This window comes from Maritimibacter harenae, from assembly GCF_009882975.1.
GTDB classification, from domain to species: domain Bacteria; phylum Pseudomonadota; class Alphaproteobacteria; order Rhodobacterales; family Rhodobacteraceae; genus Maritimibacter; species Maritimibacter harenae.
In genome coordinates this window covers 106,340-131,422 of sequence record NZ_WTUX01000019.1, presented here as the reverse complement: position 1 = coordinate 131,422, position 25,083 = coordinate 106,340, and the positions used below count along the sequence as shown (strand labels likewise).

The window sequence follows — 25,083 nt, the reverse complement described above, 5'->3', positions numbered from 1 at the left end:
CGCGCCCGGGCGATCCGGGCGCGCACGATGGATTTACTTGCCGATCGCTTCCAGGACGGCTTCGCCGAGCTGCGCGGGGCTGTCGGCCACCACGATCCCGGCGGATTTCATCGCTTCGATCTTGTCATCGGCGCCGCCCTTGCCGCCAGCGACGATCGCGCCGGCATGGCCCATGCGACGGCCCGGAGGCGCGGTGCGCCCGGCGATGAAGCCCGCGACCGGCTTCTTGCGGCCTTTCTTGGCTTCGTCGGCCAGGAACTGCGCGGCCTCTTCCTCGGCGGAGCCGCCGATTTCGCCGATCATGATGATGGATTCGGTCTCGTCATCGGCGAGGAACCATTCCAGCACGTCGATGTGCTCGGTGCCCTTGATGGGGTCGCCGCCGATGCCGACGCAGGACGACTGGCCGAGCCCCACGTCGGTGGTCTGCTTGACCGCCTCGTAGGTGAGCGTGCCGGAGCGCGACACGACGCCGACCGAGCCACGCTTGTGGATGTGGCCGGGCATGATGCCGATCTTGCAGGCGTCGGGCGTGATGACACCCGGGCAGTTCGGACCGATCAGGACCGACTTGGAGCCTTCGAGCGCGCGCTTGACCTTCATCATGTCGAGCACCGGGATGCCCTCCGTGATGCACACGATCAGCTCCATCTCGGCGTCGATCGCCTCGAGGATCGAGTCCGCGGCGAAGGGCGGCGGCACGTAGATCACCGAAGCGTTGGCCTCGGTCTCGTGCTTGGCCTCGTGGACCGAGTTGAACACGGGCAGGTCCAGGTGCGTCTGGCCACCTTTGCCGGGGGTCACGCCACCGACCATCTTGGTGCCGTAGGCGATCGCCTGTTCCGAATGGAAGGTGCCCTGCGAGCCGGTGAAGCCCTGGCAGATCACCTTGGTATCTTTATCAACGAGTACGGCCATCAGGCCCTCCTTTGTTGTCTCCGGCCGCCGGGGCGCCGGTATCTGTCACGCGTCCGCGCCCGAACGGGCTGGTCGCGCCTGTGCGACGGGACGGCGGCGTCCCGGAATGTCGGTATGATCAGGATGCGCCGATGCCATGCCGGGTACGCGCGTGGCGCAGGCCGACGGGCCCGAAATCACCGGGCCCATCGAACCTTGGGCATGGGCATTGGCGCGCAGGTTCATGCGTCTCAGCCCTTCACGGCCTGCACGATCTTCTGCGCGCCGTCCTTGAGGTCGTCGGCGGCGATCACGTCGAGGCCGGAGTTGTTGATGATCTCCTTGCCCTTCTCTACGTTCGTGCCTTCGAGGCGGACCACCAGCGGAACCTTGAGCCCCACTTCCTTGACCGCGGCAACCACGCCTTCGGCGATCACGTCGCAGCGCATGATACCGCCGAAGATGTTCACCAGGATGCCTTTGACGTTGTCGTCGGAGGTGATGATCTTGAACGCTTCCGTCACCTTCTCCTTCGTGGCGCCACCGCCAACGTCGAGGAAGTTGGCGGGCTCGGCCCCGTAGAGCTTGATGATGTCCATCGTCGCCATCGCGAGGCCGGCCCCGTTCACCATGCAGCCGATTTCACCGTCGAGCGCGATGTAGTTGAGGTCGTACTTGGAGGCTTCGAGCTCCTTCGGGTCCTCTTCCGTCTCGTCGCGCAGGTTGGCGACGTCCGGCTGGCGGTAGAGCGCGTTGCCGTCGAAGCCGAACTTGGCGTCGAGCACCTTGAGGTCGCCGCTGTCGGTCACGATCAGCGGGTTGATCTCGAGCATCTCCATGTCTTTCTCGGTGAAGACCTTGTAGAGCGTGCCCATCAGCGCGACGCACTGCTTCACCTGCGGCCCTTCGAGGCCGAGGGCGAACGCGATGCGGCGGCCGTGGAACGGCTGGTAGCCGGTCGCCGGGTCGACGCTGAACGACAGGATCTTCTCGGGGGTCGACGCCGCGACCTCCTCGATGTCCATCCCGCCCTCGGTCGAGCAGACGAAGCTGATGCGGCTGGTCACGCGGTCCACCAGCAGCGCGAGGTAGAGCTCGGTCTCGATGCCGGAGCCCGCCTCGATGTAGATGCGGTTGACCTGCTTGCCCGCCGGGCCGGTCTGGTGCGTGACCAGCGTGCGGCCGAGCATCTTCTTGGCTTCCTCGGCGGCTTCCTCGACCGACTTGGTCAGGCGCACGCCGCCCTTTTCGCCGGCGCTCTCTTCCTTGAAGTGGCCCTTCCCGCGGCCACCGGCGTGGATCTGCGCTTTCACCACCCAAAGCGGACCGTCCAGTTCGCTCGCTTTCGACTTGGCTTCGTCGGCTTTCATCACGACACGGCCGTCGGAGACCGGTGCGCCGTAGTCGCGAAGGAGCGCCTTCGCCTGGTATTCATGGATGTTCATGAACTCGTCCCATCTGGTTTCAGGTTCGCGGGCATGAATGCACGCACCCGGGGGCCGGATAAACGACTTTTTCGGTGTTTTCGCTAAAATGCGCTGAATTCCGCGGTTGTGTGATCACACGCCGAGAACTCGTGATCACAAAACCGGGGTGCGACAGCCGGTCACAGGCCGGATTCGGTCACCCTGCGTCCTGCAGGCCCCGCAACATCAGGTCATACGCGGTCCGGCGGCCATCAGGGCCGATGTTCGGCGTGGTGGTCGCGGCGGCCAGCATGACGGCGAAGATCACGATATCGGACTCCCGCAGATCCGCGCGGACCGTCCCCGCCTCGACCGCGCGGGTGACGTGGGGCCGCAGGAGCGCCTGGAACCGGTCGATCGCGGCAAGCAGCACGGGATCTTCGCGCCCCTGCGCGCGCAGGAAATCCGCGATCGGCGCGTAATGCATCATCTCGTCGAACATGACCCGCGTGATGGCGAAGATCGACTGGCCGGTCGGCGCAAGCCCGGCGCTCGCCCCCTCGAGCTTGTCGAGGAACATGTCCAGCATCTCGTTGATCAGGGCGCGGCGGTCGGAGAAGTGGCGAAAGAAGGTCGCGCGACCGACACCGGCGCGCTGCGCGATGGCGTCCAAGGGGGCCCCGACCCCGCGTTCGACGAACACGTCTTCCGCCGCTGCAAGGATGCGCAACCGGTTTTCGGCGAAATCCGCCCGTCGCTTTACTGCCATGTCCGTCCCTCGTCCCAGCTCGATAGTGCCGCGTCGGGCCCGGGAGGAAAAGCGCAATCTGGCCCTGGCATCTGCAAACTCCCGGGTTCGATGACCCACCCTACACCCAAAAGGTCATGAGGAACATGGGGTCCACGGACAACGTGGCGGACCGCGCCTGTCAGAGTGCGGTCGTGCCAATAGGCGCCCGGTTGGCGGGTCCGTCGAAAACCACTTTTCCGGAAAACTGGAAAACTAGGCTGCACGATGGCGAACGATGTCAAGGACTTAAGCCAGTCCCGCGTTCCCGGAAAGGTAAACACGGCGTTCACCAGCGCGGTCCCGGCACAGGCTCACACCCCAAAGAAAAAGGGCCGGGCAAAGCCCGACCCTTTCCGAATTCTCGTCATGCGCCCCGGCTTAGCCGAGGTTCGAGTCGATACCCTTGCAGGCCTCGACCAGGCCGCGCACGGCCTCGACCGAGTGGTCGAACATGGCCTGCTCGTCCTTGGTCAGGTTGATGTCGACGATCCGTTCGATACCCTTGTCGCCGATGATCGTGGGCACGCCCACGTACATCCCCTTCAGGCCCAGCGCGCCGTCGACCCACGCCGCGCACGGCAGGAGACGCTTCTGGTCCTTGAGGTAGGCTTCAGCCATCTCGATCGCCGAGGCAGCCGGGGCGTAGAACGCCGAACCGGTCTTCAGAAGGCCCACGATCTCGGCGCCACCGTCACGGGTGCGCTGCACGATCGCGTCCAGCTTGTCCTGCGTGGTCCAACCCATCTTCACGAGGTCGGGCAGCGGGATGCCGGCGACCGTGGAATAGCGGGTCAGCGGCACCATCGTGTCGCCGTGGCCGCCCAGAACGAAGGCGGTGACGTCCTTCATCGAGACGTCGAACTCGACCGAAAGGAAGTGGCGGAAGCGCGCAGAGTCCAGCACGCCGGCCATGCCCACGACCTTCTCCTTCGGCAGGCCCGAGTACTGCTGCAGCGCCCAGACCATCGCGTCCAGCGGGTTGGTGATGCAGATCACGAAGGCGTCCGGCGCGTTGTCGCGAATGCCTTCGCCCACGGCCTTCATCACCTTCAGGTTGATGCCCAGAAGGTCATCGCGGCTCATGCCCGGCTTGCGCGGCACGCCGGCCGTCACGATGCAGACGTCGGCGCCGGCGATGTCGGCATAGTCGGTGGTGCCCTTCAGCGTCGCGTCGAAGCCCTCGACCGGGCCGCTTTCCGCGATGTCCAACGCCTTGCCCTGCGGGGTGCCGTCAGCGATGTCGAACAGAACGACGTCGCCGAGTTCCTTGAGTGCCGCGAGATGGGCGAGCGTGCCGCCGATCTGGCCGGCACCGATAAGCGCGATCTTGGGTCGAGCCATGTGTTTGATCTCCGATCAGGTTATCTGTCCCTGCGCTGCCTAGCCCCAACGCCCCCACGGTGCAAGGGTGCCGCGATGCAGCGCTGCGGGTTGAAGCCCGCTCCGATAACGCTAAAGCTCAACCACGTCAGAGACTTCGGGAGCCGCACCGCTTGGAAATCGACCTCATGTTCTTCGCCCTCGCGATCCCGGCCGTGATCTTCGCCGGTATCTCGAAAGGCGGCTTCGGCTCCGGCGCGGCCTTCGCCGCGACCCCGCTTCTCGCGCTGATTCTGGAACCCGGGCAGGCCGTCGGGCTGATGCTGCCGCTTCTCATGCTGATGGACGTGACCGCGCTCAAACCCTACTGGGGCAAGTGGGACGGGCGGGCAGCCCTGGTGCTGATCCTGGGGGCGGTGCCGGGCGTCGCGGTGGGGGCGGCCTTCTACCGATACGCCGAACCGGACGTCTTCCGCCTGCTCATCGGCGCCGTGGCCATCGGCTTCGTCATCTTCCAACTGGGGCGCAAGCTGGGCGTGATCCGCCCGGCGCGGCGCCCGATGGGCGACCTGGGCGGCGCCATCGCGGGGGTCGTCGGTGGCTTCACCTCGTTCGTGAGCCACGCGGGCGGCCCGCCGGCGGCCGTGTTTCTCCTGTCGCGCCGGATCGACAAGACGACCTACCAGGCCACGACCGTGCTCACCTTCTGGGCCATCAACCTGATGAAATTCGGCCCCTACCTGTTCCTTGGCATCTTCACGTGGGACTCGTTGAAGGCCGACCTCATGCTCGTGCCGGCGGCCGTGGTCGGGGTCTGGCTGGGGGTGAAGGCGCATTATCTCATCCCCGAGCGGCTTTATTTCACGATCACCTACACGCTTCTCGTGCTGACCGGCACGAAGCTGATCTGGGACGCGCTAACCTGATACCGTGATGGCTTTCTGCGTTGCGGCAAATTCAGGGTTGCCAAATCATTCGCTCACGTGTTGGTTTGCGCAACAATATTTCCGAAGGGAAGAATCATGACGCAAACCACCCGCCCGGTCCGCTCCGTTCTCTATATTCCCGGCTCCAAGGCCCGGGCGCTGGACAAGGCGCGGGGGCTGCCCGCCGATGCGATCATTTTCGACCTGGAGGACGCCGTCACGCCCGATGCGAAGGACGAGGCACGGGTCACGCTGCGCGCGGAACTCGACAAGGGCGGCTACGGCGAGCGGATGAAGATCGTGCGCATCAACGGCTTCGACACCGACTGGGGCCGCCAGGACGTCGAGGCCATGAAGGGCGCGGACATCGACGCGCTTCTTCTGCCGAAGGTGAACAGCGCGGACGACCTGCAGGCGCTGGCCGACCTGATCCCCGACGTGCCGCTCTGGGCGATGATGGAAACGCCCGAGGGCGTGCTCAACGCGCAAGGCATCGCGGCGCATCCGCGGCTGGGCGGCATCGTCATGGGCACCAACGACCTGGTGAAAGAGCTGGGCTGCCGCGTCACGGCCGACCGCATGACGGTGATGACGAGCCTGCAGATGAGCCTGATCGCGGCGCGCGCTGCGGGCGTGCTGATCGTCGACGGCGTCTACAACGCCTTCAAGGACGATGACGGGCTGCGCGCAGAATGCGAACAGGGCCGCGACCTTGGCTTCGACGGTAAGACGCTGATCCACCCGGCCCAGATCGACATCGCGAACGAGCTGTTCGCACCGTCCCAGGCGGACATCGAGCTTGCCCGCCGCCAGATCGCCGCCTTCGAAGAGGTCGAGGCGTCCGGACAGGGCGTGGCGGTCGTCGATGGAAAGATCGTGGAGAATCTGCATATCGTGACGGCGAAAGCTCTGCTCTCCAAGGCAGAGGCAATCGCCAGTCTCGAAGGATAAGCCATGCCAATTCTCATTCTGGGCGTCCTGCTGTGGTCGCTCGCACATCTTTTCAAACGCATCGCTCCGACCGCCCGCGCGAACATGGGCGACAAGGCCAAGGGCCTCGTCGCCGTGGGCGTGATCGCCGGCGTCGTCCTGATGGTCATCGGCTACCGCATGGCCGACATCGGTGAGGTCTACTGGGGCCGCAGCCCCGCGATGGTCGGGATCAACAACCTGCTCACGCTGTTCGCGGTCTACCTCTTCGCCGCATCGGGCATGAAGACCTGGATCACCTCGAAGATCCGCCATCCGCAGCTCACGGCGATCAAGTCCTGGGCCATCGCCCACCTGCTGGTGAACGGCGACATGCCGTCCTTCGTCCTCTTCGGCGGCCTCCTGATCTGGGCCGTGATCGAGGTCATCCTGATCAACCGCCAGAACAAGCCGGCCAAGGCCACCGGGCCGTTCCCCGTCGGCAAGGAGATCGGCGCGGTCGTGGGCACCATCGTGGTCTTCGGCGTTATCGTCGCGATCCACTACTGGCTCGGCTACCCGACATTCGGCTGAGGGGACGGACATGAAACTCTACCGCTTCCTGTCGGCCGACGACACGTCAGCCTTCTGCCACAAGGTCACCGAGGCCCTGAACAAGGGGTGGGCGCTGCACGGCAGCCCCACCTACGCCTTCGACGCCGCAAACGGCGTGATGCGCTGCGGTCAGGCCGTCACGAAAGAGGCCGAGGGCGAGTACCACCCCGACATCAAACTGGGAGAGCAATAACGTGGCAAAAACCAACCCCGGCCGGTTCTTCGAGGATTATCGCATCGGCGAGGTGATCACCCACGCGGTGCCGCGCACCGTGTCGGGCGGGGAACGCGCGCTCTACCACGCGCTCTACCCGTCGCGTCATGCGCTCTATTCTTCGGACGCCTTCGCGCAGGAGTGCGGGCTCGACGGTGCACCGATCGACGACCTGGCCGCGTTCCATGTCGTGTTCGGCAAGACCGTCCCGGACGTGTCGCTGAACGCGGTCGCGAACCTCGGCTATGCCGAGGGCCGGTGGCTGCGCCCGGTCTGGCCCGGCGACACGCTGCGCGCCGAAAGCCAGGTGATAGGGCTCAAGCAGAACTCGAACGGAAAGTCGGGTGTCGTCTACGTCAAGACGACCGGGTTCAACCAGGACGACGACCCGGTGCTGGAATACATCCGCTGGGTCATGGTGCGCAAAGGCGACCTCGACGCCCCCGCGCCCGACACGCTGGTGCCGGACCTCAAGCCGGTGGTCCCGGCGGATGAACTGGTGATCCCGGAGGGGCTCGACTTCAGCCGCTACGAATTCAAGCTGGCGGGCGAGCGCCACCGGCTGGGCGACTACGCGGTCGGCGAGACGATCGACCATGTCGACGGCGTGACCATCGAGGAAGCCGAACACATGATGGCGACGCGCCTGTGGCAGAACACGGCCAAGGTGCATTTCGACGCCACCAACCGCGAGGATGGCAAGCGGCTGATCTACGGCGGGCACGTCATCTCGATGGCGCGTGCGCTGTCCTTCAACGGGCTGGCCAACGCGCAGATGATCGTCGGGCTGAACGCGGGAGCGCATGCCAACCCGTGCTTCGCGGGCGACACCCTGCGCGCCTGGTCCGAGGTGCTGGAGGTCGCGGACACCCCCGCCCCCGGCGTCGGTGCGATCCGGCTGCGGCTTGTCGCGACGAAGGGCGGCATCCAGGATTTCGCGCTCAAGGGCGAGGACGGGAAATACCTGCCCCACGTGCTCCTCGATCTTGACTACTGGGCGCTGATGCCGACCTGATACGCCCATGCGTGTCACGGCAGCCATCACCCTTGTCTCGGCCCTGTTCGCCACCGCCGTCCTGGCGCAGGCGACCAAGGACATCTACACGTTCGACCGCGGCGGCGGGCAGTCGCTGCGCGCGCCTGAACCGCGCGATCCGGTGGAGCTCTACGTCGAGGCCAACATCACTGAGACGCTCTACCACGAACTGGCCCACGCCCTGATCGACATCCTCGAACTGCCCATCTACGGGCCCGAGGAATTCGCGGCCGATACGTTCGCGACGGTGCTGATGAACCGGCTCCACGACGACACCAGCGTACAGCGCATGGCCGGCGACGTGGCGCGCAACTACTGGCTCTTCGCGGAAGGCGCCGGCAAGCATCGCGACGACCTGGCCCTGTGGGACGTGCATGCCCCCGACCTGCAACGCTACTACAATTTCGCCTGCCTGATGTACGGCGCCGATCCCGACACGCGCGACGACCTCGTCGACATCTTCGGTTTGCCCGAGGCGCGCGCCGACACCTGCGAAGAGGAATACGCGCTGGCCGCGCGGTCGTGGAACGAGGTGCTGGACGGGCTGTCCACCGACGCGCCCGGAAGTTCTTTCCGGCTGGATTGGGTGACCGACGAGGACTCGCACCTCACACGGTTCGTCGGGCGCGAGGTGGCGCGGCTCAACACGGCGTTCGTGCTGCCCGAAACCATCAACGTGAGCATCATTCCCTGCGGGGAGTCGAACGCGTTCTACGACCCCGACCTGCTCGAGATCCAGATCTGCACCGAGCTGGGCGCGGAGCTTGCCGCAATGGCGCGCTGAGCGGCCGGGAAGGCCCCGTTGCGCCGAATATCCCGGCATTGTCATTGCCTTCGCCCGCTGACGGATTTCGTGATCACACGTTGCCAGCTTGTGATCACGAACGCGGAAAAATCGCCGGTTTAGCGATCACGTCTTGTGGTTTTGACCGATTCTTCCCGTGACTCTCACTTATTTTCCTCTAAAGGTATGCCGCAACGCCAATAGCTATCGAGGGACGAGCCATGGCTGACGTCAACAGAGGCAATCGCCCGCTTTCACCCCACCTCCAGGTCTATCGCCTACCGCTGAACGCGAACCTGTCGATCCTGCACCGGATCACCGGCGTCGCGATGGCATTCGCCGGTGTGCTGATCGTCTGGTACTTCCTCGCGCTCGCGACGGGGCCCGAGTATTTCGAAACCGCCAGCGCGGTCCTGACCTCCTGGTTCGGGGACATCGTGCTGTTTCTGTCCATGTGCGCCCTGTGGTTCCACTTCATGAACGGCATCCGCCACCTGATCTGGGATACCGGTTCGCACTTCGGCCAGAAGACGGTCAACCGCTCGGCAATCATCGGATTGGTGGCCGCGGCCGTAATGGTCGTCGTCACCGTCATCATCGGCTGAGGGAGGACAACATGCGTTATCTCACCGACCGCGCACGCGTCGAAGGGCTCGGGTCCGCCAAACAGGGCACCGCGCATTTCTGGGAACAGCGGATCAGCGCCATCGCGCTCCTGTTTCTCGTGCCGCTATTCATCTTCCCCTTCGCCTACAACCTGGGCGACGGGTACGAAGCGGTGCGCGCCGCCTATGCGCACCCGGTCAACGCCATCATCGCGATCGCGTTCTTCATCACCGTGTTCCTGCACCTGTTCCAGGGCCTGCAGGTCGTGATCGAGGATTACGTGCACGGCCGCGCCGGCATGGTGCTCATCATCGCGTCGCGGCTGCTCTGCACGCTGTTCGCACTGGTTGGCGTCTACGCCATCATCCGCATCTCGCTCGGCGCCTGAGGGACAAACAATGGCAGAATACGAATACGAAACGCACGAATATGACGTGGTCGTGGTCGGCGCCGGCGGTGCCGGTCTGCGCGCCACGCTGGGCATGGCCGAGCAGGGTCTGCGGACCGCCTGCGTGACCAAGGTCTTCCCGACCCGCTCGCACACCGTCGCCGCCCAGGGCGGCATCGCGGCCTCGCTGTCCAACATGGGCCCCGACAACTGGCAGTGGCACATGTACGACACCGTGAAGGGGTCGGACTGGCTGGGCGACACGGACGCGATGGAATACCTCGCCCGTGAAGCGCCTGCCGCCGTCTACGAGCTCGAGCACTACGGCGTGCCCTTCTCGCGCACCGAGGAGGGCAAGATCTACCAGCGTCCCTTCGGCGGCCACACGACCGAGTTCGGCGAAGGTCCGGCCGTGCAGCGCACCTGCGCCGCCGCCGACCGCACGGGTCACGCGATCCTGCACACGCTCTATGGCCAGTCGCTCAAGAACAACGCCGAGTTCTACATCGAGTACTTCGCCATCGACCTGATCATGTCCGACGACGGCGTGTGCCAGGGCGTGGTGTGCTGGAAGCTTGACGATGGTACGATGCACGTCTTCAACGCGAAGATGGTCGTGCTGGCCACCGGCGGCTATGGCCGCGCCTATTTCTCGGCCACCTCGGCCCACACCTGCACCGGCGACGGCGGCGGGATGGTCGCGCGGGCCGGGCTGCCGCTCCAGGACATGGAATTCGTGCAGTTCCACCCCACCGGCATCTACGGCTCCGGCTGCCTGATCACGGAAGGGGCGCGCGGCGAAGGCGGCTACCTCACCAACTCCGAAGGCGAACGGTTCATGGAGCGCTACGCGCCCCAGTACAAGGACCTCGCGCCGCGCGACTACGTCTCGCGCTCCATGACGATGGAAATCCGCGAAGGGCGCGGTGTCGGCGAGAACGGGGATCACATCCACCTCAACCTCAGCCACCTGCCCGCCGAAGCCCTGTCCGAGCGCCTCCCGGGCATCTCGGAATCGGCCAAGATCTTCGCCGGCGTGGACGTCACGAAAGAGCCGATCCCGGTTCTGCCGACGGTGCACTACAACATGGGCGGCATCCCGACGAACTACTTCGGCGAGGTGCTGAACCCGACGAAGGACGACCCGAACGCGGTCGTGCCCGGCCTGATGGCCGTGGGCGAAGCCGGCTGCGCCTCGGTGCACGGCGCGAACCGCCTGGGTTCGAACTCGCTCATCGACCTCGTCGTCTTCGGCCGTGCCGCCGCGATCCGCGCCGGCAAGGTGGTGGACCCGGACAGCCCGAACCCGTCGCTGAACCAGGCTTCGGTCGACAAGGCATTCGACCGCTTCGACAACGTGCGCCACGCCGATGGCGGCACCCCGACCGCCGAACTGCGGCTCGAGATGCAGCGCACGATGCAGGAAGACGCGGCCGTGTTCCGGACCGACAAGACGCTCGCCGACGGCGTGAAGAAGATGGAAGGGATCGCGGCCAAGCTCGACGACCTCAAGGTCACCGACCGGTCGCTGATCTGGAACTCGGACCTGATGGAAACCCTCGAGCTGACCAACCTGATGCCCAACGCGCTCGCCACCATCGTGGGCGCGGAGGCGCGCAAGGAAAGCCGGGGGGCCCACGCGTCCGAGGATCACACCGAGCGCGACGACAAGAACTGGCGCGTCCACACGATCACCCGCGTCGACGGGCAGAAGGTGGACCTGACCTATCGTCCCGTCATCACCGATCCGCTGACCACCGAGGACGAAGGCGGCATCGCGCTCAAGAAAATCGCGCCCAAGGCGCGGACGTTCTAAGGAGACGGACATGGTTGCATTCACGCTTCCCAAGAACTCGAAGATCCGCACCGGCAAGACCTGGCCGAAGCCCGAGGGCGCGACCAACGTGCGCAAGTTCCAGATCTACCGCTGGTCGCCGGACGACGGTGAGAACCCGCGCGTCGACACCTATTTCGTCGACATGGACAAGTGCGGCCCGATGGTTCTGGACGCGCTGATCAAGATCAAGAACGAGATCGACCCGACGCTGACCTTCCGCCGCTCCTGCCGCGAAGGGATCTGCGGGTCCTGCGCGATGAACATCGACGGGCAGAACACGCTCGCCTGCATCTACGGCATGGACGAGATCAAGGGCGACGTGAAGATCTACCCGCTGCCGCACATGCCGGTGGTGAAGGACCTGATCCCCGACCTCACGCATTTCTACGCGCAACACGCGTCGATCATGCCGTGGCTCGAGACCAAGACCAACGCGCCGCAGAAAGAGTGGCGCCAGTCGATCGAGGACCGCAAGAAGCTCGACGGTCTCTATGAGTGCGTGATGTGCGCCTCCTGCTCGGCCTCCTGCCCCAGCTACTGGTGGAACGGCGACCGCTACCTCGGCCCTGCCGCGCTTCTGCACGCCTACCGCTGGCTGATCGACTCGCGCGACGAGGCGACGGGGGAACGGCTCGACGATCTCGAGGATCCGTTCAAGCTCTACCGCTGCCACACGATCATGAACTGCGCCCAGACCTGCCCCAAGGGTCTGAACCCGGCCAAGGCGATCGCCGAGGTCAAGAAGATGATGGTGCAGCGCACCATCTGATCCGGCCGGATCGCAAGCGTTTCGGAAAGCCCCGCCCCGGCGGGGCTTTACTTTTGCGGCCTATTCTCGGGCGCGCAGCACCTGCGCGGGGCGCGCGGCCAGCGGACGCCAGGCAAAGGCGAGCCCCGCGAGCAACGTGACCAGCACACCACCCAGGACGATCGCGATGGCCGAGACGGGCTCGAAAACGAAGGTGGTTTCCATCACGAAGGTGGAGATCGCCCAGCCGGCCATCCCGCCCGCGAAAACGGCCACCAGCCCAGCCGACAGTCCGAGGATGGCCGAACGCAGGGCAAATTCGCCGAGGATGCGGGCACGCGGCGCGCCCAGTGTCTTGAGCACCGCCGCCTCGTAGGTCCGCGCGCGCTCCCCGGCCGCCGCTGCCCCGACCAACACCACCGCCCCCGTGACCAGCGTGATCAACGCCCCGTATGTGATGGCGGCCGCGATGGTGCCCAGAAGGTCAGTTGCCCGTCCGATGGCGTCACGCACCGAGATCATGGTGATGTTCGGGTAGGACCGCGTGATGTCGCGCATCAACTCGGCCTCGGCCTCCGGCTCGGCATAGATCGTGGCGAGCCAGCTGTGCGGCGCGCCCGAGAGGGCGGAGGGGTTCATCGTGATGGTGAAATTCATCGCGGCGGTGGAGAAGTCCACGTTACGGAACGAAGCGAGCTCACCGGTGATCTCGCGCCCGAGGATATTGACCGTCATCGTGTCGCCGATCTCGAGCCCGATCTCGGCGGCTTCCTCGGCCACGAAGCTGATCTGGGGTGGACCATCGTATTCGGCCCCCCACCATTCGCCCGCGGTGATTTCGGTCCGTTCCGGCAGTTCCGCGGCGTAGGTCACGCCCCGATCGCCTTCCACGATCCAGTGATCCCCCGCCACCTCGCGCGCCGGGCGGCCATTGATCTGCGTGATCATGCCGCGCAGCATCGGCGCGCTGTCCATCCGTTCGACCAGCGGGTCGCCCTCGACCCGCTCGCGCACCGCCTCGATCTGGTCGGGCTGGATGTCGACGACGAAGAAGCTGGGGGCGATGTCGGGCAATTCCCGCTGGATCGCGCCGCGCAGGTTCGTGTCGACCTGCCCCACGGCCGCGAGCACGGAGAGCCCGAGCCCCAGCGACAGCACGACCGAGGCCGCCTCGTTCCCGGGTCCGCCGACCGACGACAGCGCCATGCGCAGCATCGGGCGCCCCCGCAGCGCGCGGGTGCGCGCCAGCCGCCGTGAAATGGCGCGCACGAGCCGGCCCGCGGCGACCAGCAGCAGGAAGGCCACGAAAATGCCGAAGGCGGACCAGAGCGCGATTTCGGCCATGCCGGAGAAAATCGCCGCCGCGCCGACGAGCAGCGCCAGCAGCGCGCCGGTCAGGATGACGTAGAGCGGACGCGGCCACGCCTCGGGCGTTCCGCCGTCGCGAAACAGGGCGGCGGCCCGCACGCGTTCGGTCTTGGCGAGCGGCCAGAGCGTGAAAAGCGCCGCCGCGATCACCCCGTAGAGCGCCGCCTCGGCCAGCGGGCCGGGGCGCAGGGCGATGTCGGCGGGGATGGGCAACGCGGCCGAAATCACCTGCCCGAAGACCACCGGGATGAGCCCCCCGAGCACGAGTCCCAGCACGATGCCGATCGCCGCCAGAACGCCGATCTGGAACGCGTAGACCGCAAAAATGGTGCTGCGCCCGGCGCCCAGTGTTTTCAGCGTCGCGATAACCTCGGTCTTCTCGTCGAGATAGGCGCGCACCGCCGCCGAGATGCCGACGCCGCCCACGGCGAGCCCCGCAAGCCCGACGAGCACGAGGAAGCTGCCCAGCCGGTCCACGAACTCGCTCACCCCCGGCGCGCCGTTGCGCGCATCGCGCCAGCGCGGGGCGAGATCGGACAGGGTGTCCGTCACCTCCCCCTCCAGCGCCGCAAGGTCCGTGCCCGGAGGCAGGCGCAGCCGATACTCGCTGTCGAAGAGCGTGCCTTGGGCGATCAGGCCGGACTCGGCGAGCGCGTCGATACGTACCACCGTCGGCGGGCCGAAATCGAAGCCGCCGGAACCGTCATCGGGGGCCGAGACGAGCCGGGCGGCAAGCCGGAACTCCTGCGCGCCGAGCATGAACGTGTCGCCGGGTGAGAGCTGGAGCCGGTCGGCCAGCAGGGGCGCCATCACGGCGCCGGGCAGGCCGTCGACTTGCCCCAATGCGGCGCCGATCGACATGGGCGGGTCGAGCTCGGGCGTGCCGTAGATCGGCCAGGTGCCATCGACCGCCTTCACCTGTGTGAGCGCGCTGTCGTCGGCCTCGGGCAGCCGCGCCATCGAGCGGAAATCGATGACCTCGCCCACCTCCTCGGCGATGGTTTCGAGGTAATCGCGCGTCTCGGCAGGTGCGCGGCGGTAGGTCAGCTCGATCGCCGCGTCGCCGCCCAGAAGCGTCGCGCCCTGTTCCTCGATCCCGGCCTGGATGGAGCTTCGCACGGAGCCGACCGCCGCGATGGCGGCGACGCCCAGCGCGAGGCAGGCGAGGAATACGCGAAAGCCCCGCAGCCCGCCACGAAGCTCCCGCCGCGCGATCGACCAGGCGACGCTCATGCGAGCACCCCGTCGGCGAGCCCGATGACGCGGTCGCAGCGTTCGGCAAGCTCCGGGGCATGGGTGACAAGCACCAGCGTGGCCCCGTGCCGGTCGCGCAGGCCGAAGAGCAGGTCCATGATCGCCTGGCCGGTCGCCCCGTCGAGGTTGCCGGTGGGTTCGTCCGCCAGAAGAATCTCCGGCCGGGTGACGGCGGCCCGCGCGAGCGCCACGCGCTGTTGTTCCCCGCCCGACATCTGCGCCGGGTAATGCCCCGTGCGATGGCCAAGCCCCATCGCCTCGAGCTCGGCCTCGGCCCGGTCGAAGGCGTCGCGGGCCCCCGCGAGCTCAAGCGGGGTCGCGACATTTTCAATGGCCGTCATCGTCGGGATGAGGTGGAATGACTGGAAGACGACACCCATATGATCCCGACGAAACCGGGCAAGCGCGTCTTCGTCCATCGGGCCCAGGTCCTGCCCCAGCGCGGTGACCCGGCCCCCCGTGGCGCGCTCGAGCCCGCCCATGAGCATGAGGAGCGACGACTTGCCCGATCCGCTTGGCCCCGTGAGCCCCAGGGTCTCCCCCCGCGTGACCGACAGCGTGATGCCGTTCAGGATGTCCACCGGCCCGGCATTCCCCATGAGGGACAGCCGCGCATCGTCAAGCTCGAGAACGGGATCGGTCATTCGCAGGGCCTTCTCACGGGTCACATCCTTCGCATATGGGCTGCGGTGCAGCATATCCAAGTCTTTGTTCATAATCCCTTTCCTCGCGCTCCCCGCCATGGGTGAACCGGTCACGATTCTGGCATTCGGCGACTCGCTCACGCAGGGCTATGGCCTGCCGGCCTCCGACGGCTTCGTGCCGCAACTCGAGGCCTGGCTCGCCGAGCGCGGCGCGGAGGTCGAACTGATCAACGCCGGCGTCTCGGGCGACACGACCGCCGGCGGTGTCAGCCGGATCGACTGGGCGCTCGGGGACGGGATCGACGGGGTGATCGTGGCCCTCGGGGGCAACGACCTGCTGCGCGGCACGCCGATCGACTCCGTGGAAGAGAACCTCGACACGATCCTCGGGCGGATCGACGCCAAGGGGCTGCCCGCCCTGCTCGTGGGCTACAAGGCGACGCCGAACTACGGCCCCGACTACAAGGAGGGTTTCGACGCGCTCTTTCCAAAGCTGGCAGAGCGCCACGACGTGCGCCTCATGCCCTACATCTTCCGCGGCATGGCCCAGGCGGTGGACGCGGGCGAGGCCGAGCGCGCGGCCCTGTTCCAGCCGGACGGGATCCATCCCAACGCGCGTGGCGTGAAGCTCAACGTGGCGGAGATCGGACCTTATGTGCTCGACCTGATCGAGGACGTAGAGGCCAGGTCCTGAGCGGAGGGTTTCGTCCGGGCTGACGCCCGGCCGACCCGTTGGAGGGGGGCTCGCCCCCCTCCAAACCTCCCCGGAAGGTATTTTCGAAACGAAGAAGATCAGGGGGTGTGGAAGGTGAGGTTCGCCCAGAGCGAATGCCAGACCGGCCCCGCCCCGGGGTCGTCGTTGCCGGTATCGTGCATCACGACCGCGTCGACCATGTACTCGGTATCCGCCGAAACAGGGATCACCGCCTCACCGGCGTCGTCCGTGCGATAGAAGCTCTGTGTCACGGCGCCGTCGGCGTCCCGGGCGAGGACCTCGACCTGGGCATCGGGGCGCGGCGCGCCCTCGTAGAGGACGCGCACCGGAAAGCCGTCCGACAGGTCGTCGGTATAAGGGTTGGCAAGCGCCACGATCTCGGTGCGCAGGCCCACGGGCGCGTCCGCCCCGGCCCCGTCACCCACCGCGACGAGCGATTTGGCGAAGCGGCTGTACGCCTCGCGGAATTCGAGCTCGGGCAGGCCGCGCGCGGCATGGCGGGCAAGCACGTCGCCCAGGTCCTTGTGATCCACGAAGCTCTCGAACAGCTCGCGCGTGCGGTATTGCAGGCTGCTTGCCGTGGTTTCATGCACGATGACGGCAAGCCCGGTCCGGTCCGGCGTGAAGGACATCGCGGGCATGTCACCGAGCCGGCCCTCGACAGGCGAGACGCTTTCGCCCATCTTCACCTCGAACCGCGCGAACCGGTTCGGAAAATAGGTCTGGGGAGATCCCTCGAAATCCTGGCCCACGCGCAGGTCGGCCACGATCGGCGCACCGGGATCGACGGTGTAATCTTCCGGCGCAATCCAGAATTCGTGGGCCACGGCCGCGCGGGCGAGAAAGAGGCAGGTGAACAGGGTGGACAGGAAACGCATGGGAACTCCGATGAGGCTTCGCGGCATCACCGTGGCAGAGGGTCTGGCCAAGTCAACCGCACAGGTCTTCGCTGTCGGGCTTGTGATGCTTCTGGCCCTGCTGCCCGCCCGTGCTCACGAAATGTCGCCGGCGATCGCCGACATCACCATCGGGTCCGAGCGCGTCGAGATGGAGATCATCCTCCAGGGCGAGGCGATGGTGGCCGGGATCGACCTGTCCTCGATCACCGACACGAACAATTCGCCCCGCGCCGATACCTATGACGCGCTGCGCGCCCTGCCCCCCGAGGTCTTCGCCGACCGGCTGCGCGACGCTTTCCCGGAGCTTGCCGACGGTATCCGGCTGAGCGCGGGCGACACGCGCCTCACCCCGGAGCTGGAAGAAGCCGCGACCAGCCCGGCGGAGGGGGAAGACCTGCCGCGCCAGAGCCGTGTCGTGATCGCCGCGGACCTGCCGGACGACGACAGCGACGTGACCTTCGGCTGGGCGCCGGAATACGGCCCCATCATCCTGCGCCAGATCGTCGAGGACCTGCCGGAGGGGGAAGAGGCCTATTCCGCCTTCCTGGGGCCGGGACAGACTTCGGTCCCGCTGCCGCGGACAGGCACCGCGCAGGTCACGGTGCTCGAGAGCTTCGTGACCTACATCGGGCTGGGCTTCACCCATATCGTGCCCAAGGGGCTCGACCACATCCTCTTCGTGTTGGGGCTGTTCTTCTTCTCGCGCGCGCTGCGGCCGCTCTTCTACCAGGTCACGACCTTCACGCTCGCCCACACGCTGACGCTGGCGCTGGCCACGCTCGGCATCGTATCGGTCCCCGCCGCCGTGGTCGAACCGCTGATCGCGCTGTCGATCGCTTACGTGGCGATCGAGAACATCGCCCGCCCCAGGCTGTCGCGCGTGCGCCTTGCCGTGGTCTTCGTCTTCGGGCTGCTGCATGGCCTGGGCTTCGCCTCCGTCCTGGGCGACATCGGGCTGTCCCCCGGACACTTCATCGCCAGCCTGGTGGCCTTCAACGTCGGCGTGGAACTGGGCCAGATCGCCGTCATCGTCACGGCCTTCTTCGCGATCACCTTCTGGATCGGACACAAGCCGTGGTATCGCACGGTCGTGGTGATCCCAGCCTCGGCCCTGATCGGGGCGATGGGGCTGTGGTGGGCGCTGGAGCGCACGATTCTCTGACACGCACCTCTGCGCCGGAGTATTTCTGCAAAAGGTAAGGTTTTCCTTACCTTCTGTTTTTCCATACCTTGCCCGGGGTCCCCGTATTTACGGAACAAAAAGGATAATGAGGGAGCGGACACTTACCAACCATTTGATTTGCATCAATTTTTGATAGTATAACTATCCTTTTTGATATCTGGTCGCTATCCGCATTGTGTGTAATTGCTCTTTATAGAGGGACAGGTCGTGGCATTTGGCGACGCGTTATAAGGGGACATTGCGTGAGGGTACTAATCGCCAGTGACATGGCGACTGTTTGCGAGGCTTTTTCAAACACCGAAGATTTATCAACCGGTGTAACGGTGGAATGCTTTCCCGATTCCGGCGTGCTCGCGAAGAAAGTGGCCGGGGACGCGCACGATGTCGGGGCCGTCTTTCTTCACCTGCACGACATCTCGGACGAGAACGTCCAGGCGGCGTTCGACGCAGTGGCGCTGCTGGACGGTACGCCGGTCTGCATGCTGCTGCCCAGGGACGCGCCGCTCGGGCTGATCCGCCGCTGCCACGCAAACGGCGCACGGGCAACAGTGGCGGAAGACGTCACCCCCGAGGTCGCGCTCGACATGTTGTCGCTGATCCAGCGCGGCGTGGCTTTCGCCATGATCAACGAGCGGATGCAGAAAGCCGCCCGGGCCATCCGTGCGCGGCTGTCGGAGCGCGAGCTTCAGGTTCTCGAAGGGATCTGCGACGGGCTTCAGAACAAGGAAATCGCGCACAACTTCGACATCAAGGAAGTCACGGTGAAGATGCACGTGCGCGCGATCATCCGCAAACTGGACGCCAAGAACCGGACGCACGCCGCCATGATCGCGCGCGACACCGGGGTCGTGGGCTGATCACCGCCCGCAGGTCGCACCGGGCCGGCCCGCGACCAGAACATCCGTTTTCCACGCGTTCCATTGGCAGCGCCTGGCGCCCCCCCGCGCGTACCGGGAGGGTCGTCACCCGGTGAAGCCCGGTCAGTAATCCCGCTCGAAATAGATGCCCAGCGACGTGTCGCCATCCGTGGACACGCTGCCGCGGGCCGTGAGGTTCTTGGTGAGATCGAGGTTGATGTTCACCTCGGCCTCACCGTCCGCACCGACCTCGACCCCGGTATAGACGTTCTCCGAGATATAGGTCCCTGCGCGCACCGCGATGGCCCCGCTGTCGTTGGTGCCGACATCGAGGTCGGCCAGACCGAAGCCGTCGCGCAGGTTGCCGATCACGCCCCCGCCGGAGCCCCCGGTGAGCGTCGCCACCCCGTTGGCCATGCGCAGCGCCTGGAGGGGCGAGATTTCCGACAGCGATCGTCCGAACACGAGGCGCGCGAGGATTTCATCTTCCGGCAGGTCGGGAGAGGAGGTGAAGGTGATGTCGGGTTCCGTCGCCTGCCCCTGTATGCGGATCTGGATCGCGGTCTCGTCCACCGTGGTCTGGGCGGTCACCGCGATGTAGGGGTCGAAGCTGCCCTCGAGCGTCGCGCGCGCTTGGGTCAGCTCGATCCGGTTGCCCAGAAGCGACAGGCGCCCCCGGATCAGCGAAAAGCCCCCCTGCGGACGAATGTCGGCGGTCGTGCCGGTCAGCCGGAGTTGTCCGCCGAGCTCGGCGTCCAGCCCACGCCCCCGGATGAACACCTGGTTGGGCGCGCTGACCACGATGTCGAGCGGATAGGCGGGCCCACCGCCCCCCGCGCTCGCCTCGCCCGTCTTGCCCGCGCGGGCACGGGTGGCGCGTACGGCGGCCGGCTCGTTCACATGGGTCAGCCCCTCGAGCCCGCCGGCCACGCCGAATCCGGACGAGGGGATGCGGATCTCCACCGCCCCGGCCTCGACACGGCCCGCGATACGTGCACCGCCGGTGAGCGGCCCGATGACCGTAAGCTGCCCGCTGACCTGCGTGTCGTAGAGCGCGGGGTCGGTGAGGCCCACGTTCTGCATCCGCACGGTGAGATCGGCATCATAAGGTTGGGCCAGGGTGATGGGCCCGGCCACTTCGATCCGCCCACCCGAGGACACGTTCGCCGCCGCCTCGACCCGCGCGCGTCCGTTGCCGAGCCGGATGTTGGCCTGGATCGGGTCCAGCGCGATGCGCAAGGCGGGGATGGAGATCCGAGCGTTTGCGGACGAGACGCGTCCTGACAGTGACTCCAACGCAAGCGGGCCGTTGAGGTTCAGGTCGAAATCCGCGATCCCGTCAAGCTGGTTGGCACCGGTGAAGGCGTTGGCAAGCGTCAGCGGCACGCTGCCATCGATCGACAGGTCGGCGCGCTCGCCGTTGCCCGCGACGGTGCCGGCGGCGTTCACCGTGACCCCGCCGGGCCCCTGTCCCGAGACATCGACGCGGTAGGCGTCGCCCGTCAGCACCGCGTCACCGCGTGCCGTAAAAGGCCCCGACAGCTCCGGCACGAAGATGCCGGTATCCGCGAGGCGGGCGTTGAAGGTGACGCGGCTCTCCGATCCTTCCGAACTGCCCTCGGCATCGACGCGCAGGAGCGGCGTGGACAGGTCGAAGGCTTCGATGAAGAGCGTCCCTCTCTCGTCACGCCGCAGGTTGAAATCCATCTCGCTGGCGCCTGCGAACAGTTGGTCGGCTTCGCCGGCGCTGAAGGCCAGGTCCTGCCCGCGTCCGGTTCCCGAGGCGGAAAAGGCCCCGGTCTCGAAGTTGCCGTCGGCGCGCAGCGCGACTTCCAGCGCACCGGCCAGGTCGCGACCGGCAAGCCCCGAATACGGCGCCAGGTTGTCGATCTGCGCGACCACCTGCGCGGTGACCGGTCCAAGCCCGGCATCGGTCAGCCGCCCGGTGCCGGAGACGTCGGCGGACAGCCCGCCGGGCCCGTTCGCTTTCGCCTCGACCGTCCAGGCGCCGTCGACCTGTACCGCGTCGCCCAGGATCGCAATCCCGCCCTCGAGCCGCGGGTCGAGCCGGCTTGCGTCGGGGATGTCGATCTGCGCGGCCAGCCGGCTGCCGTCCGAGCGCAACTCGCCACTGGCCGTGGCCGCGATGCCCGGCCCCGCGACGGAGAAACGGCTGATCTGGGTGCGCGCCTCGTTGCGGTCGGCGAGGATCGACAGGCGGCTTTCACCGGCCAGCAGGGCATCGACCCGTTCGATCCCGATGGCGAGGTCGCTGGTCCGTCCCTCGATCTCGAGATCGAAGGGGCCGCCGGGCACCGCCACCTCGCCTTGAATGTCGAGCCGCGCGGCGCCGGTCAGGTCCTGCCCGGTCAGCGCAGCGAACCGCGACAGCCGCTCGGCATCGAGCCCAAGGTCCAGCCCGGCGATGAGGTCGAGTTTCTCCACGTCCGTGCTTAGCGTGAGATCGCCCGTCAGCCCATAATCCTCGCCGCGCAGGGCAAGGTCGGTGAACCGGAACGGGCCGCCTTCGAGCTTCGTGAAGCTGAGCGTGCCGTCCAGCCGCTCGCCGATCGCCTCCGCGAGCGCGGGGTCGCCGGGATCGATGCCGTCGGCGGCGAGTTCCACGTCACCGGTCACGCTCGGTGTCCTGTCGCCACCGCCGGGCTCCAGCTGGCCGGACCCGGTCGCGGTCAGCGCGTCCAATGCCGCGCCGTCGCGGGTGAACCCGTCGACCTCGAGCTCGGCGCGCCACCCCTGCCCGCGCAGGCGATCGTAGTCGAACAGAAGATCGGCAGAGTCGATCTGGGCGGGCGGGCCGGCGATGGGCAACGTGACCGGCGTGCCGGACTGCGAAGCGATACGCCCCTCGATATGGGCGCGCTCCGGCCAGCCCCGGGCGTTGATCGTTGCATCGCCGGACAGCTCCAGCGCGTCCGTGCGCAGGAACAGGTTGGAGATGCGGGTGCTGCCGTTGGCGAACCGGCGCCCGGTGGCGTGCAGCACGGATTCGCCACCGAAGAACGGGCGGTATTCCTCTTCGAAGAGCGGCCGCAGGTCACCCGACAGGTTCACCTCCAGCCCCGTCTGACTGCGCGTCTCGCCGCCCTGTTCGACCTGCTCCGCCGTCACCTGCACCTGTCCCGCAAGCCGGGTCTCCCCGTCGGTGGAGAGCATGATGTCGGCAGTATAGTCGTCCAGCTTATCCTCGCCCACCACGGACAGGTTGATCGCGGGCTCGCCCGGCAGGTCGGCGAGCGTCGCCGCGATGCCGCCCGGCCCCTCGATCAGCGACAGGTCGAGCGCGAGCACGCGGGTTTCGTTGGAATAGGAGCCTTCGAGCTTCAGCTCGCCCCGCTGCCCGTCGGTCCGTTCAAGCGAAAGGTTAGCGGTGCCTTCACCCCCTTCGAGGTTCCCGGCCCCTTCGAGCTGCATGGTGATGCGTTCGCCCAGCACGTCGGCCCCCAGGATCAGGTTCGGGGTTTCCAGCCGGTCGATGTCGATCGCCACCGGCAGTTCCGGCAGCGTGAAGTCCGAGGCTTCCGGCGACGGGCCGCCACCCTCTCCACCCGGCAGTCGCGACAACTCGATCTCCTCGGCCGCGAGCGTGCGTATCTCCACGCGCCGTTGCAGGAGGGCCGAGCGATCCCAGGACAGTGTCAGGCCTTCGAGCCTGAGCCAGACCCCTTCGTCGTCGGAAAAGGTCAGCTCGCGCATCTGCGCCTCGCTGGAGAGCGCGCCGGTGAAGCCATTCACCGTCACGTCCATCCCTTCGCTCGACAGGTTCTCTTCGAGGAAGTTCTCGAGGAAGGTCTTGTCGTCCTCTTCCTGTTCCTGTGCGGCCGCCGGGGTCGCGAGGACAGCGAGGCTGAAGAAAAGAGCGGCGATACGTTTCATCAGAAGGAATGCCCGATGCCGATGTAGAGCTGAACATTGCGCAGCGGGTTGGGCGACGGCGAGCCGCCGGTGACCGGGTAGGCCACGTCGAGCCGGATGGGCCCGAGCCCGGTGTCATAGCGCAGGCCGATGCCCGCGCCGGAATGAAGCGCGGTCGTGCCGCCGAAGAAGCCGGTCGATCCGAGGTAGCCCACGTCGAAGAAGCCCACAACGCCGATCGTGTCGGTCGCCTTGTAGCGCAGTTCGAATTGCCCACCGATGAACGCCTGCCCGCCGATCACGCCGCCGCCCGACGGGAAGTTGAGCGACTGGTAGGGCTGGCCGCGCACGGTGCCGCCACCGCCGGAGTAGAACAGGTAGTCCGGCTGGGTCTGGGCGGGCGTGGGGCCGACGACGGTGCCCACCTGCCCGCGCGCGGCAATCACGAACCGGTCGTCCTCGCCGAAGCCGCGATAGACGCGGGCATCAAGCATGCCCCAGACGCCGGGCCCGTTCGCGAATTCGTAGAACGGCTCCACATCGGCACGCAGGAAGAAGCCCCGCGTCGGGCGCAGCGGATCGTCGCGCCGGTCCCAGGTGATCATGGCCGGGACCTTCACAAGGTTGAAGTTGCGCGTGCCCTGGCTGTCGGTGACGCGCGAGAAGGAATAGCCCAGGCCGATCTCGCCCTCGAGCGTGTCGGAGAAGTAGCGGTGCACCCCCGCTCCCGCCTCGCCGGCCCAGGCGGTGTAGGCCGGTTCACGCAGCATCTGCGCCTCGGCCATCACGAAAGCGTCCGTGTCGGTCCCGAAGGCCGCGGGGATATCGAGCCGCGCGTCGATCTCGACATCGAGATTGGCAAGGCTCGGCGTGATCCCGGCGACCGCGCCGTCGATGCGGAACCGCTCGGCCCCGCCGAAGAGGTTGCGGTGCAGCCAGAACGCGGTCAGCCCAAGCCCGTCGAGCGACGAGATCTCGGCCCCGAAACCATAGCGCCGCGGCTTCATGTCGGCGACGGTCAGTGCCACGTCCATCTCGTTGTTCGGGCCCAGCGTCTCGGCCTCGCGCATGACGACCGAGGCGAAGGCGCCGGTGCGGCGCAGCCGCTCGGCGGCCGCCTCCAGTTCTTCGGGCGAGAAGACCTCGCCCGTGGGAAGCCCTGCGATCCGCCGGATCGCCTCGGCCCGCACGTAGGAGCGCTTCGTCTGGCGCAGCTTGCCGAACCGCACGAGCGGGCCGGGGTCGAGCCAGATGCGTGCGTTGAGCAGGCGGTTCGCGTGGTTCGCCGTGAGATCCTGGTCGCGCACCGCGGCCTTCGCACGCCCGGCGCTGCGCCAATCGTCGATGGCCGTGTCGACCGCGTCCTGCACGGCCGTGGAATAGGCCGGTTCGCCGGTGCGGAACGCGTCGATCTGGCGCGTGCCGGGCGCCAGCGGCGCGATCTCGGCCCGGCCGAAGTGGAACCGGCGGCCCGGTCGCACGTCCACGGTGATCCGCCCGACCCGGTCGGGCACCGCGAAGCTCTGGATCGACGCGGCTTCCCGGCCGTCGATACGGATGCGGATCACCGCGCCATAGCGCCCATCGGCGTAGAGCGTGTCGAGGAGACGTTCGTATTCCGCAAGCGATGTCGCGACGAGGTCACGGGGGTCCGTGACATCGTTCTCGCCCGTGGCAAGCAGAAGCGACGCGTTGCGCAGCTTCTCCTCAAGCGCGCCGTCGTCACCGCGCACGTTGAAATCAATGTTTTCAAAGGCTTTGGCCGGTGCCGCCAGGGCCGTTGAAAGGGCAACGGCGAAGGGCAGTAACCGAAA

22 protein-coding genes are annotated in these 25,083 nt (G+C 66.8%); 13 read left to right on the top strand and 9 right to left on the bottom strand.

Features of this window, described 5'->3' with window-relative positions:
- Positions 1-33 precede the first annotated feature (33 nt).
- The 4 genes from sucD to mdh form a co-directional block, all read right to left on the bottom strand.
- Positions 34-918 carry a succinate--CoA ligase subunit alpha gene (gene sucD, locus GQE99_RS15330; RefSeq protein ID WP_161352518.1) on the bottom strand — a complete coding sequence of 295 codons (885 nt, stop codon included), beginning with the start codon at positions 916-918 and terminating at the stop codon, positions 34-36.
- Between the two features lie 230 nt (positions 919-1,148).
- Positions 1,149-2,342, bottom strand: a complete 1,194-nt coding sequence (gene sucC / locus GQE99_RS15325; protein WP_161352517.1) for an ADP-forming succinate--CoA ligase subunit beta — start codon at positions 2,340-2,342, stop codon at positions 1,149-1,151.
- 178 nt (positions 2,343-2,520) lie between these two features.
- A complete protein-coding gene (locus GQE99_RS15320; RefSeq protein ID WP_161352516.1) occupies positions 2,521-3,072 on the bottom strand; it encodes a TetR/AcrR family transcriptional regulator in 552 nt (183 codons plus the stop codon).
- 399 nt (positions 3,073-3,471) lie between these two features.
- Positions 3,472-4,434, bottom strand: coding sequence for a malate dehydrogenase (gene mdh / locus GQE99_RS15315; protein ID WP_161352515.1), 963 nt, complete (start codon positions 4,432-4,434; stop codon positions 3,472-3,474).
- A gap of 152 nt (positions 4,435-4,586) precedes the next feature.
- Between mdh and GQE99_RS15310 the strand changes: the two genes are divergently transcribed.
- The 10 genes from GQE99_RS15310 to GQE99_RS15265 all read left to right on the top strand — a co-directional run bounded on the left by GQE99_RS15310 (position 4,587) and on the right by GQE99_RS15265 (position 12,497).
- Positions 4,587-5,339: a sulfite exporter TauE/SafE family protein gene (locus tag GQE99_RS15310; protein ID WP_235917258.1), complete on the top strand. Its 753-nt coding sequence runs from the start codon at positions 4,587-4,589 to the stop codon at positions 5,337-5,339.
- 96 nt (positions 5,340-5,435) lie between these two features.
- Positions 5,436-6,290 (top strand): HpcH/HpaI aldolase/citrate lyase family protein, encoded by an 855-nt coding sequence (locus tag GQE99_RS15305; protein WP_161352514.1) that lies wholly within the window; start codon positions 5,436-5,438, stop codon positions 6,288-6,290.
- A gap of 3 nt (positions 6,291-6,293) precedes the next feature.
- A complete protein-coding gene (locus GQE99_RS15300; RefSeq protein ID WP_161352513.1) occupies positions 6,294-6,842 on the top strand; it encodes an NnrU family protein in 549 nt (182 codons plus the stop codon).
- 10 nt (positions 6,843-6,852) lie between these two features.
- Entirely contained in the window at positions 6,853-7,056 is a 204-nt protein-coding gene (locus GQE99_RS15295; protein WP_161352512.1) for a DUF1737 domain-containing protein, read from the top strand.
- A 1-nt stretch (position 7,057) separates the two neighbouring features.
- Positions 7,058-8,092: a MaoC family dehydratase gene (locus GQE99_RS15290; RefSeq protein ID WP_161352511.1), complete on the top strand. Its 1,035-nt coding sequence runs from the start codon at positions 7,058-7,060 to the stop codon at positions 8,090-8,092.
- A gap of 7 nt (positions 8,093-8,099) precedes the next feature.
- The gene (locus GQE99_RS15285) at positions 8,100-8,897 is read left to right on the top strand and encodes a DUF4344 domain-containing metallopeptidase (protein ID WP_161352510.1); all 798 of its coding nucleotides are present in this window, start codon (positions 8,100-8,102) and stop codon (positions 8,895-8,897) included.
- Between the two features lie 221 nt (positions 8,898-9,118).
- Complete coding sequence (sdhC, locus tag GQE99_RS15280) at positions 9,119-9,502, top strand: succinate dehydrogenase, cytochrome b556 subunit (RefSeq protein WP_161352509.1); 384 nt, start codon at positions 9,119-9,121, stop codon at positions 9,500-9,502.
- Positions 9,503-9,513: 11 nt separating this feature from the next.
- Positions 9,514-9,891 carry a succinate dehydrogenase, hydrophobic membrane anchor protein gene (gene sdhD, locus GQE99_RS15275; RefSeq protein ID WP_161352508.1) on the top strand — a complete coding sequence of 126 codons (378 nt, stop codon included), beginning with the start codon at positions 9,514-9,516 and terminating at the stop codon, positions 9,889-9,891.
- A gap of 10 nt (positions 9,892-9,901) precedes the next feature.
- A complete protein-coding gene (sdhA, locus tag GQE99_RS15270; RefSeq protein WP_161352507.1) occupies positions 9,902-11,707 on the top strand; it encodes a succinate dehydrogenase flavoprotein subunit in 1,806 nt (601 codons plus the stop codon).
- A gap of 10 nt (positions 11,708-11,717) precedes the next feature.
- Complete coding sequence (locus GQE99_RS15265; protein ID WP_161352506.1) at positions 11,718-12,497, top strand: succinate dehydrogenase iron-sulfur subunit; 780 nt, start codon at positions 11,718-11,720, stop codon at positions 12,495-12,497.
- Between the two features lie 60 nt (positions 12,498-12,557).
- Here the strand turns inward: GQE99_RS15265 and GQE99_RS15260 are convergent, their stop codons facing one another.
- Positions 12,558-15,077, bottom strand: a complete 2,520-nt coding sequence (locus tag GQE99_RS15260; protein WP_161352505.1) for an ABC transporter permease — start codon at positions 15,075-15,077, stop codon at positions 12,558-12,560.
- Positions 15,074-15,742 carry an ABC transporter ATP-binding protein gene (locus tag GQE99_RS15255; RefSeq protein WP_161352504.1) on the bottom strand — a complete coding sequence of 223 codons (669 nt, stop codon included), beginning with the start codon at positions 15,740-15,742 and terminating at the stop codon, positions 15,074-15,076. Before GQE99_RS15255 ends, GQE99_RS15260 begins: the two co-directional genes overlap by 4 nt.
- Positions 15,743-15,839: 97 nt before the next feature.
- Between GQE99_RS15255 and GQE99_RS15250 the strand changes: the two genes are divergently transcribed.
- Complete coding sequence (locus GQE99_RS15250) at positions 15,840-16,436, top strand: arylesterase (RefSeq protein ID WP_161352503.1); 597 nt, start codon at positions 15,840-15,842, stop codon at positions 16,434-16,436.
- A gap of 98 nt (positions 16,437-16,534) precedes the next feature.
- On the opposite strand, the gene GQE99_RS15245 is transcribed toward GQE99_RS15250, so the two are convergent.
- Positions 16,535-17,335 (bottom strand): DUF4198 domain-containing protein, encoded by an 801-nt coding sequence (locus GQE99_RS15245; protein ID WP_161352502.1) that lies wholly within the window; start codon positions 17,333-17,335, stop codon positions 16,535-16,537.
- A gap of 10 nt (positions 17,336-17,345) precedes the next feature.
- Between GQE99_RS15245 and GQE99_RS15240 the strand changes: the two genes are divergently transcribed.
- Positions 17,346-18,518, top strand: coding sequence for a HupE/UreJ family protein (locus GQE99_RS15240; RefSeq protein WP_161352501.1), 1,173 nt, complete (start codon positions 17,346-17,348; stop codon positions 18,516-18,518).
- Between the two features lie 344 nt (positions 18,519-18,862).
- Positions 18,863-19,396 (top strand): response regulator transcription factor, encoded by a 534-nt coding sequence (locus GQE99_RS21875; protein ID WP_328794141.1) that lies wholly within the window; start codon positions 18,863-18,865, stop codon positions 19,394-19,396.
- Positions 19,397-19,519: 123 nt separating this feature from the next.
- On the opposite strand, the gene GQE99_RS15230 is transcribed toward GQE99_RS21875, so the two are convergent.
- Together GQE99_RS15230 and GQE99_RS15225 are read right to left on the bottom strand one after the other, a co-directional pair.
- Positions 19,520-23,290 carry a translocation/assembly module TamB domain-containing protein gene (locus GQE99_RS15230; protein ID WP_161352499.1) on the bottom strand — a complete coding sequence of 1,257 codons (3,771 nt, stop codon included), beginning with the start codon at positions 23,288-23,290 and terminating at the stop codon, positions 19,520-19,522.
- Positions 23,290-25,002, bottom strand: coding sequence for an autotransporter assembly complex protein TamA (locus tag GQE99_RS15225; RefSeq protein ID WP_161352498.1), 1,713 nt, complete (start codon positions 25,000-25,002; stop codon positions 23,290-23,292). The genes GQE99_RS15230 and GQE99_RS15225 overlap by 1 nt, the downstream gene beginning before the upstream one ends.
- Positions 25,003-25,083 lie beyond the last annotated feature (81 nt).

Bases quoted from the DNA above. Each gene is read 5' to 3' on its own strand.
- GQE99_RS15305 (WP_161352514.1), top strand. From the start codon at position 5,436: ATGACGCAAACCACCCGCCCGGTCCGCTCCGTTCTCTATATTCCCGGC.
- GQE99_RS15230 (WP_161352499.1), bottom strand. From the start codon at position 23,290: ATGAAACGTATCGCCGCTCTTTTCTTCAGCCTCGCTGTCCTCGCGACC.
- sdhA (WP_161352507.1), top strand. From the start codon at position 9,902: ATGGCAGAATACGAATACGAAACGCACGAATATGACGTGGTCGTGGTC.
- GQE99_RS15260 (WP_161352505.1), bottom strand. From the start codon at position 15,077: ATGAGCGTCGCCTGGTCGATCGCGCGGCGGGAGCTTCGTGGCGGGCTG.
- sdhC (WP_161352509.1), top strand. From the start codon at position 9,119: ATGGCTGACGTCAACAGAGGCAATCGCCCGCTTTCACCCCACCTCCAG.
- sucD (WP_161352518.1), bottom strand. From the start codon at position 918: ATGGCCGTACTCGTTGATAAAGATACCAAGGTGATCTGCCAGGGCTTC.
- GQE99_RS15320 (WP_161352516.1), bottom strand. From the start codon at position 3,072: ATGGCAGTAAAGCGACGGGCGGATTTCGCCGAAAACCGGTTGCGCATC.
- GQE99_RS15245 (WP_161352502.1), bottom strand. From the start codon at position 17,335: ATGCGTTTCCTGTCCACCCTGTTCACCTGCCTCTTTCTCGCCCGCGCG.
- GQE99_RS15240 (WP_161352501.1), top strand. From the start codon at position 17,346: ATGAGGCTTCGCGGCATCACCGTGGCAGAGGGTCTGGCCAAGTCAACC.
- sucC (WP_161352517.1), bottom strand. From the start codon at position 2,342: ATGAACATCCATGAATACCAGGCGAAGGCGCTCCTTCGCGACTACGGC.
- GQE99_RS15265 (WP_161352506.1), top strand. From the start codon at position 11,718: ATGGTTGCATTCACGCTTCCCAAGAACTCGAAGATCCGCACCGGCAAG.
- sdhD (WP_161352508.1), top strand. From the start codon at position 9,514: ATGCGTTATCTCACCGACCGCGCACGCGTCGAAGGGCTCGGGTCCGCC.
- GQE99_RS15285 (WP_161352510.1), top strand. From the start codon at position 8,100: ATGCGTGTCACGGCAGCCATCACCCTTGTCTCGGCCCTGTTCGCCACC.
- GQE99_RS15295 (WP_161352512.1), top strand. From the start codon at position 6,853: ATGAAACTCTACCGCTTCCTGTCGGCCGACGACACGTCAGCCTTCTGC.
- GQE99_RS15250 (WP_161352503.1), top strand. From the start codon at position 15,840: ATGGGTGAACCGGTCACGATTCTGGCATTCGGCGACTCGCTCACGCAG.
- GQE99_RS15300 (WP_161352513.1), top strand. From the start codon at position 6,294: ATGCCAATTCTCATTCTGGGCGTCCTGCTGTGGTCGCTCGCACATCTT.
- GQE99_RS15255 (WP_161352504.1), bottom strand. From the start codon at position 15,742: ATGACCGATCCCGTTCTCGAGCTTGACGATGCGCGGCTGTCCCTCATG.
- mdh (WP_161352515.1), bottom strand. From the start codon at position 4,434: ATGGCTCGACCCAAGATCGCGCTTATCGGTGCCGGCCAGATCGGCGGC.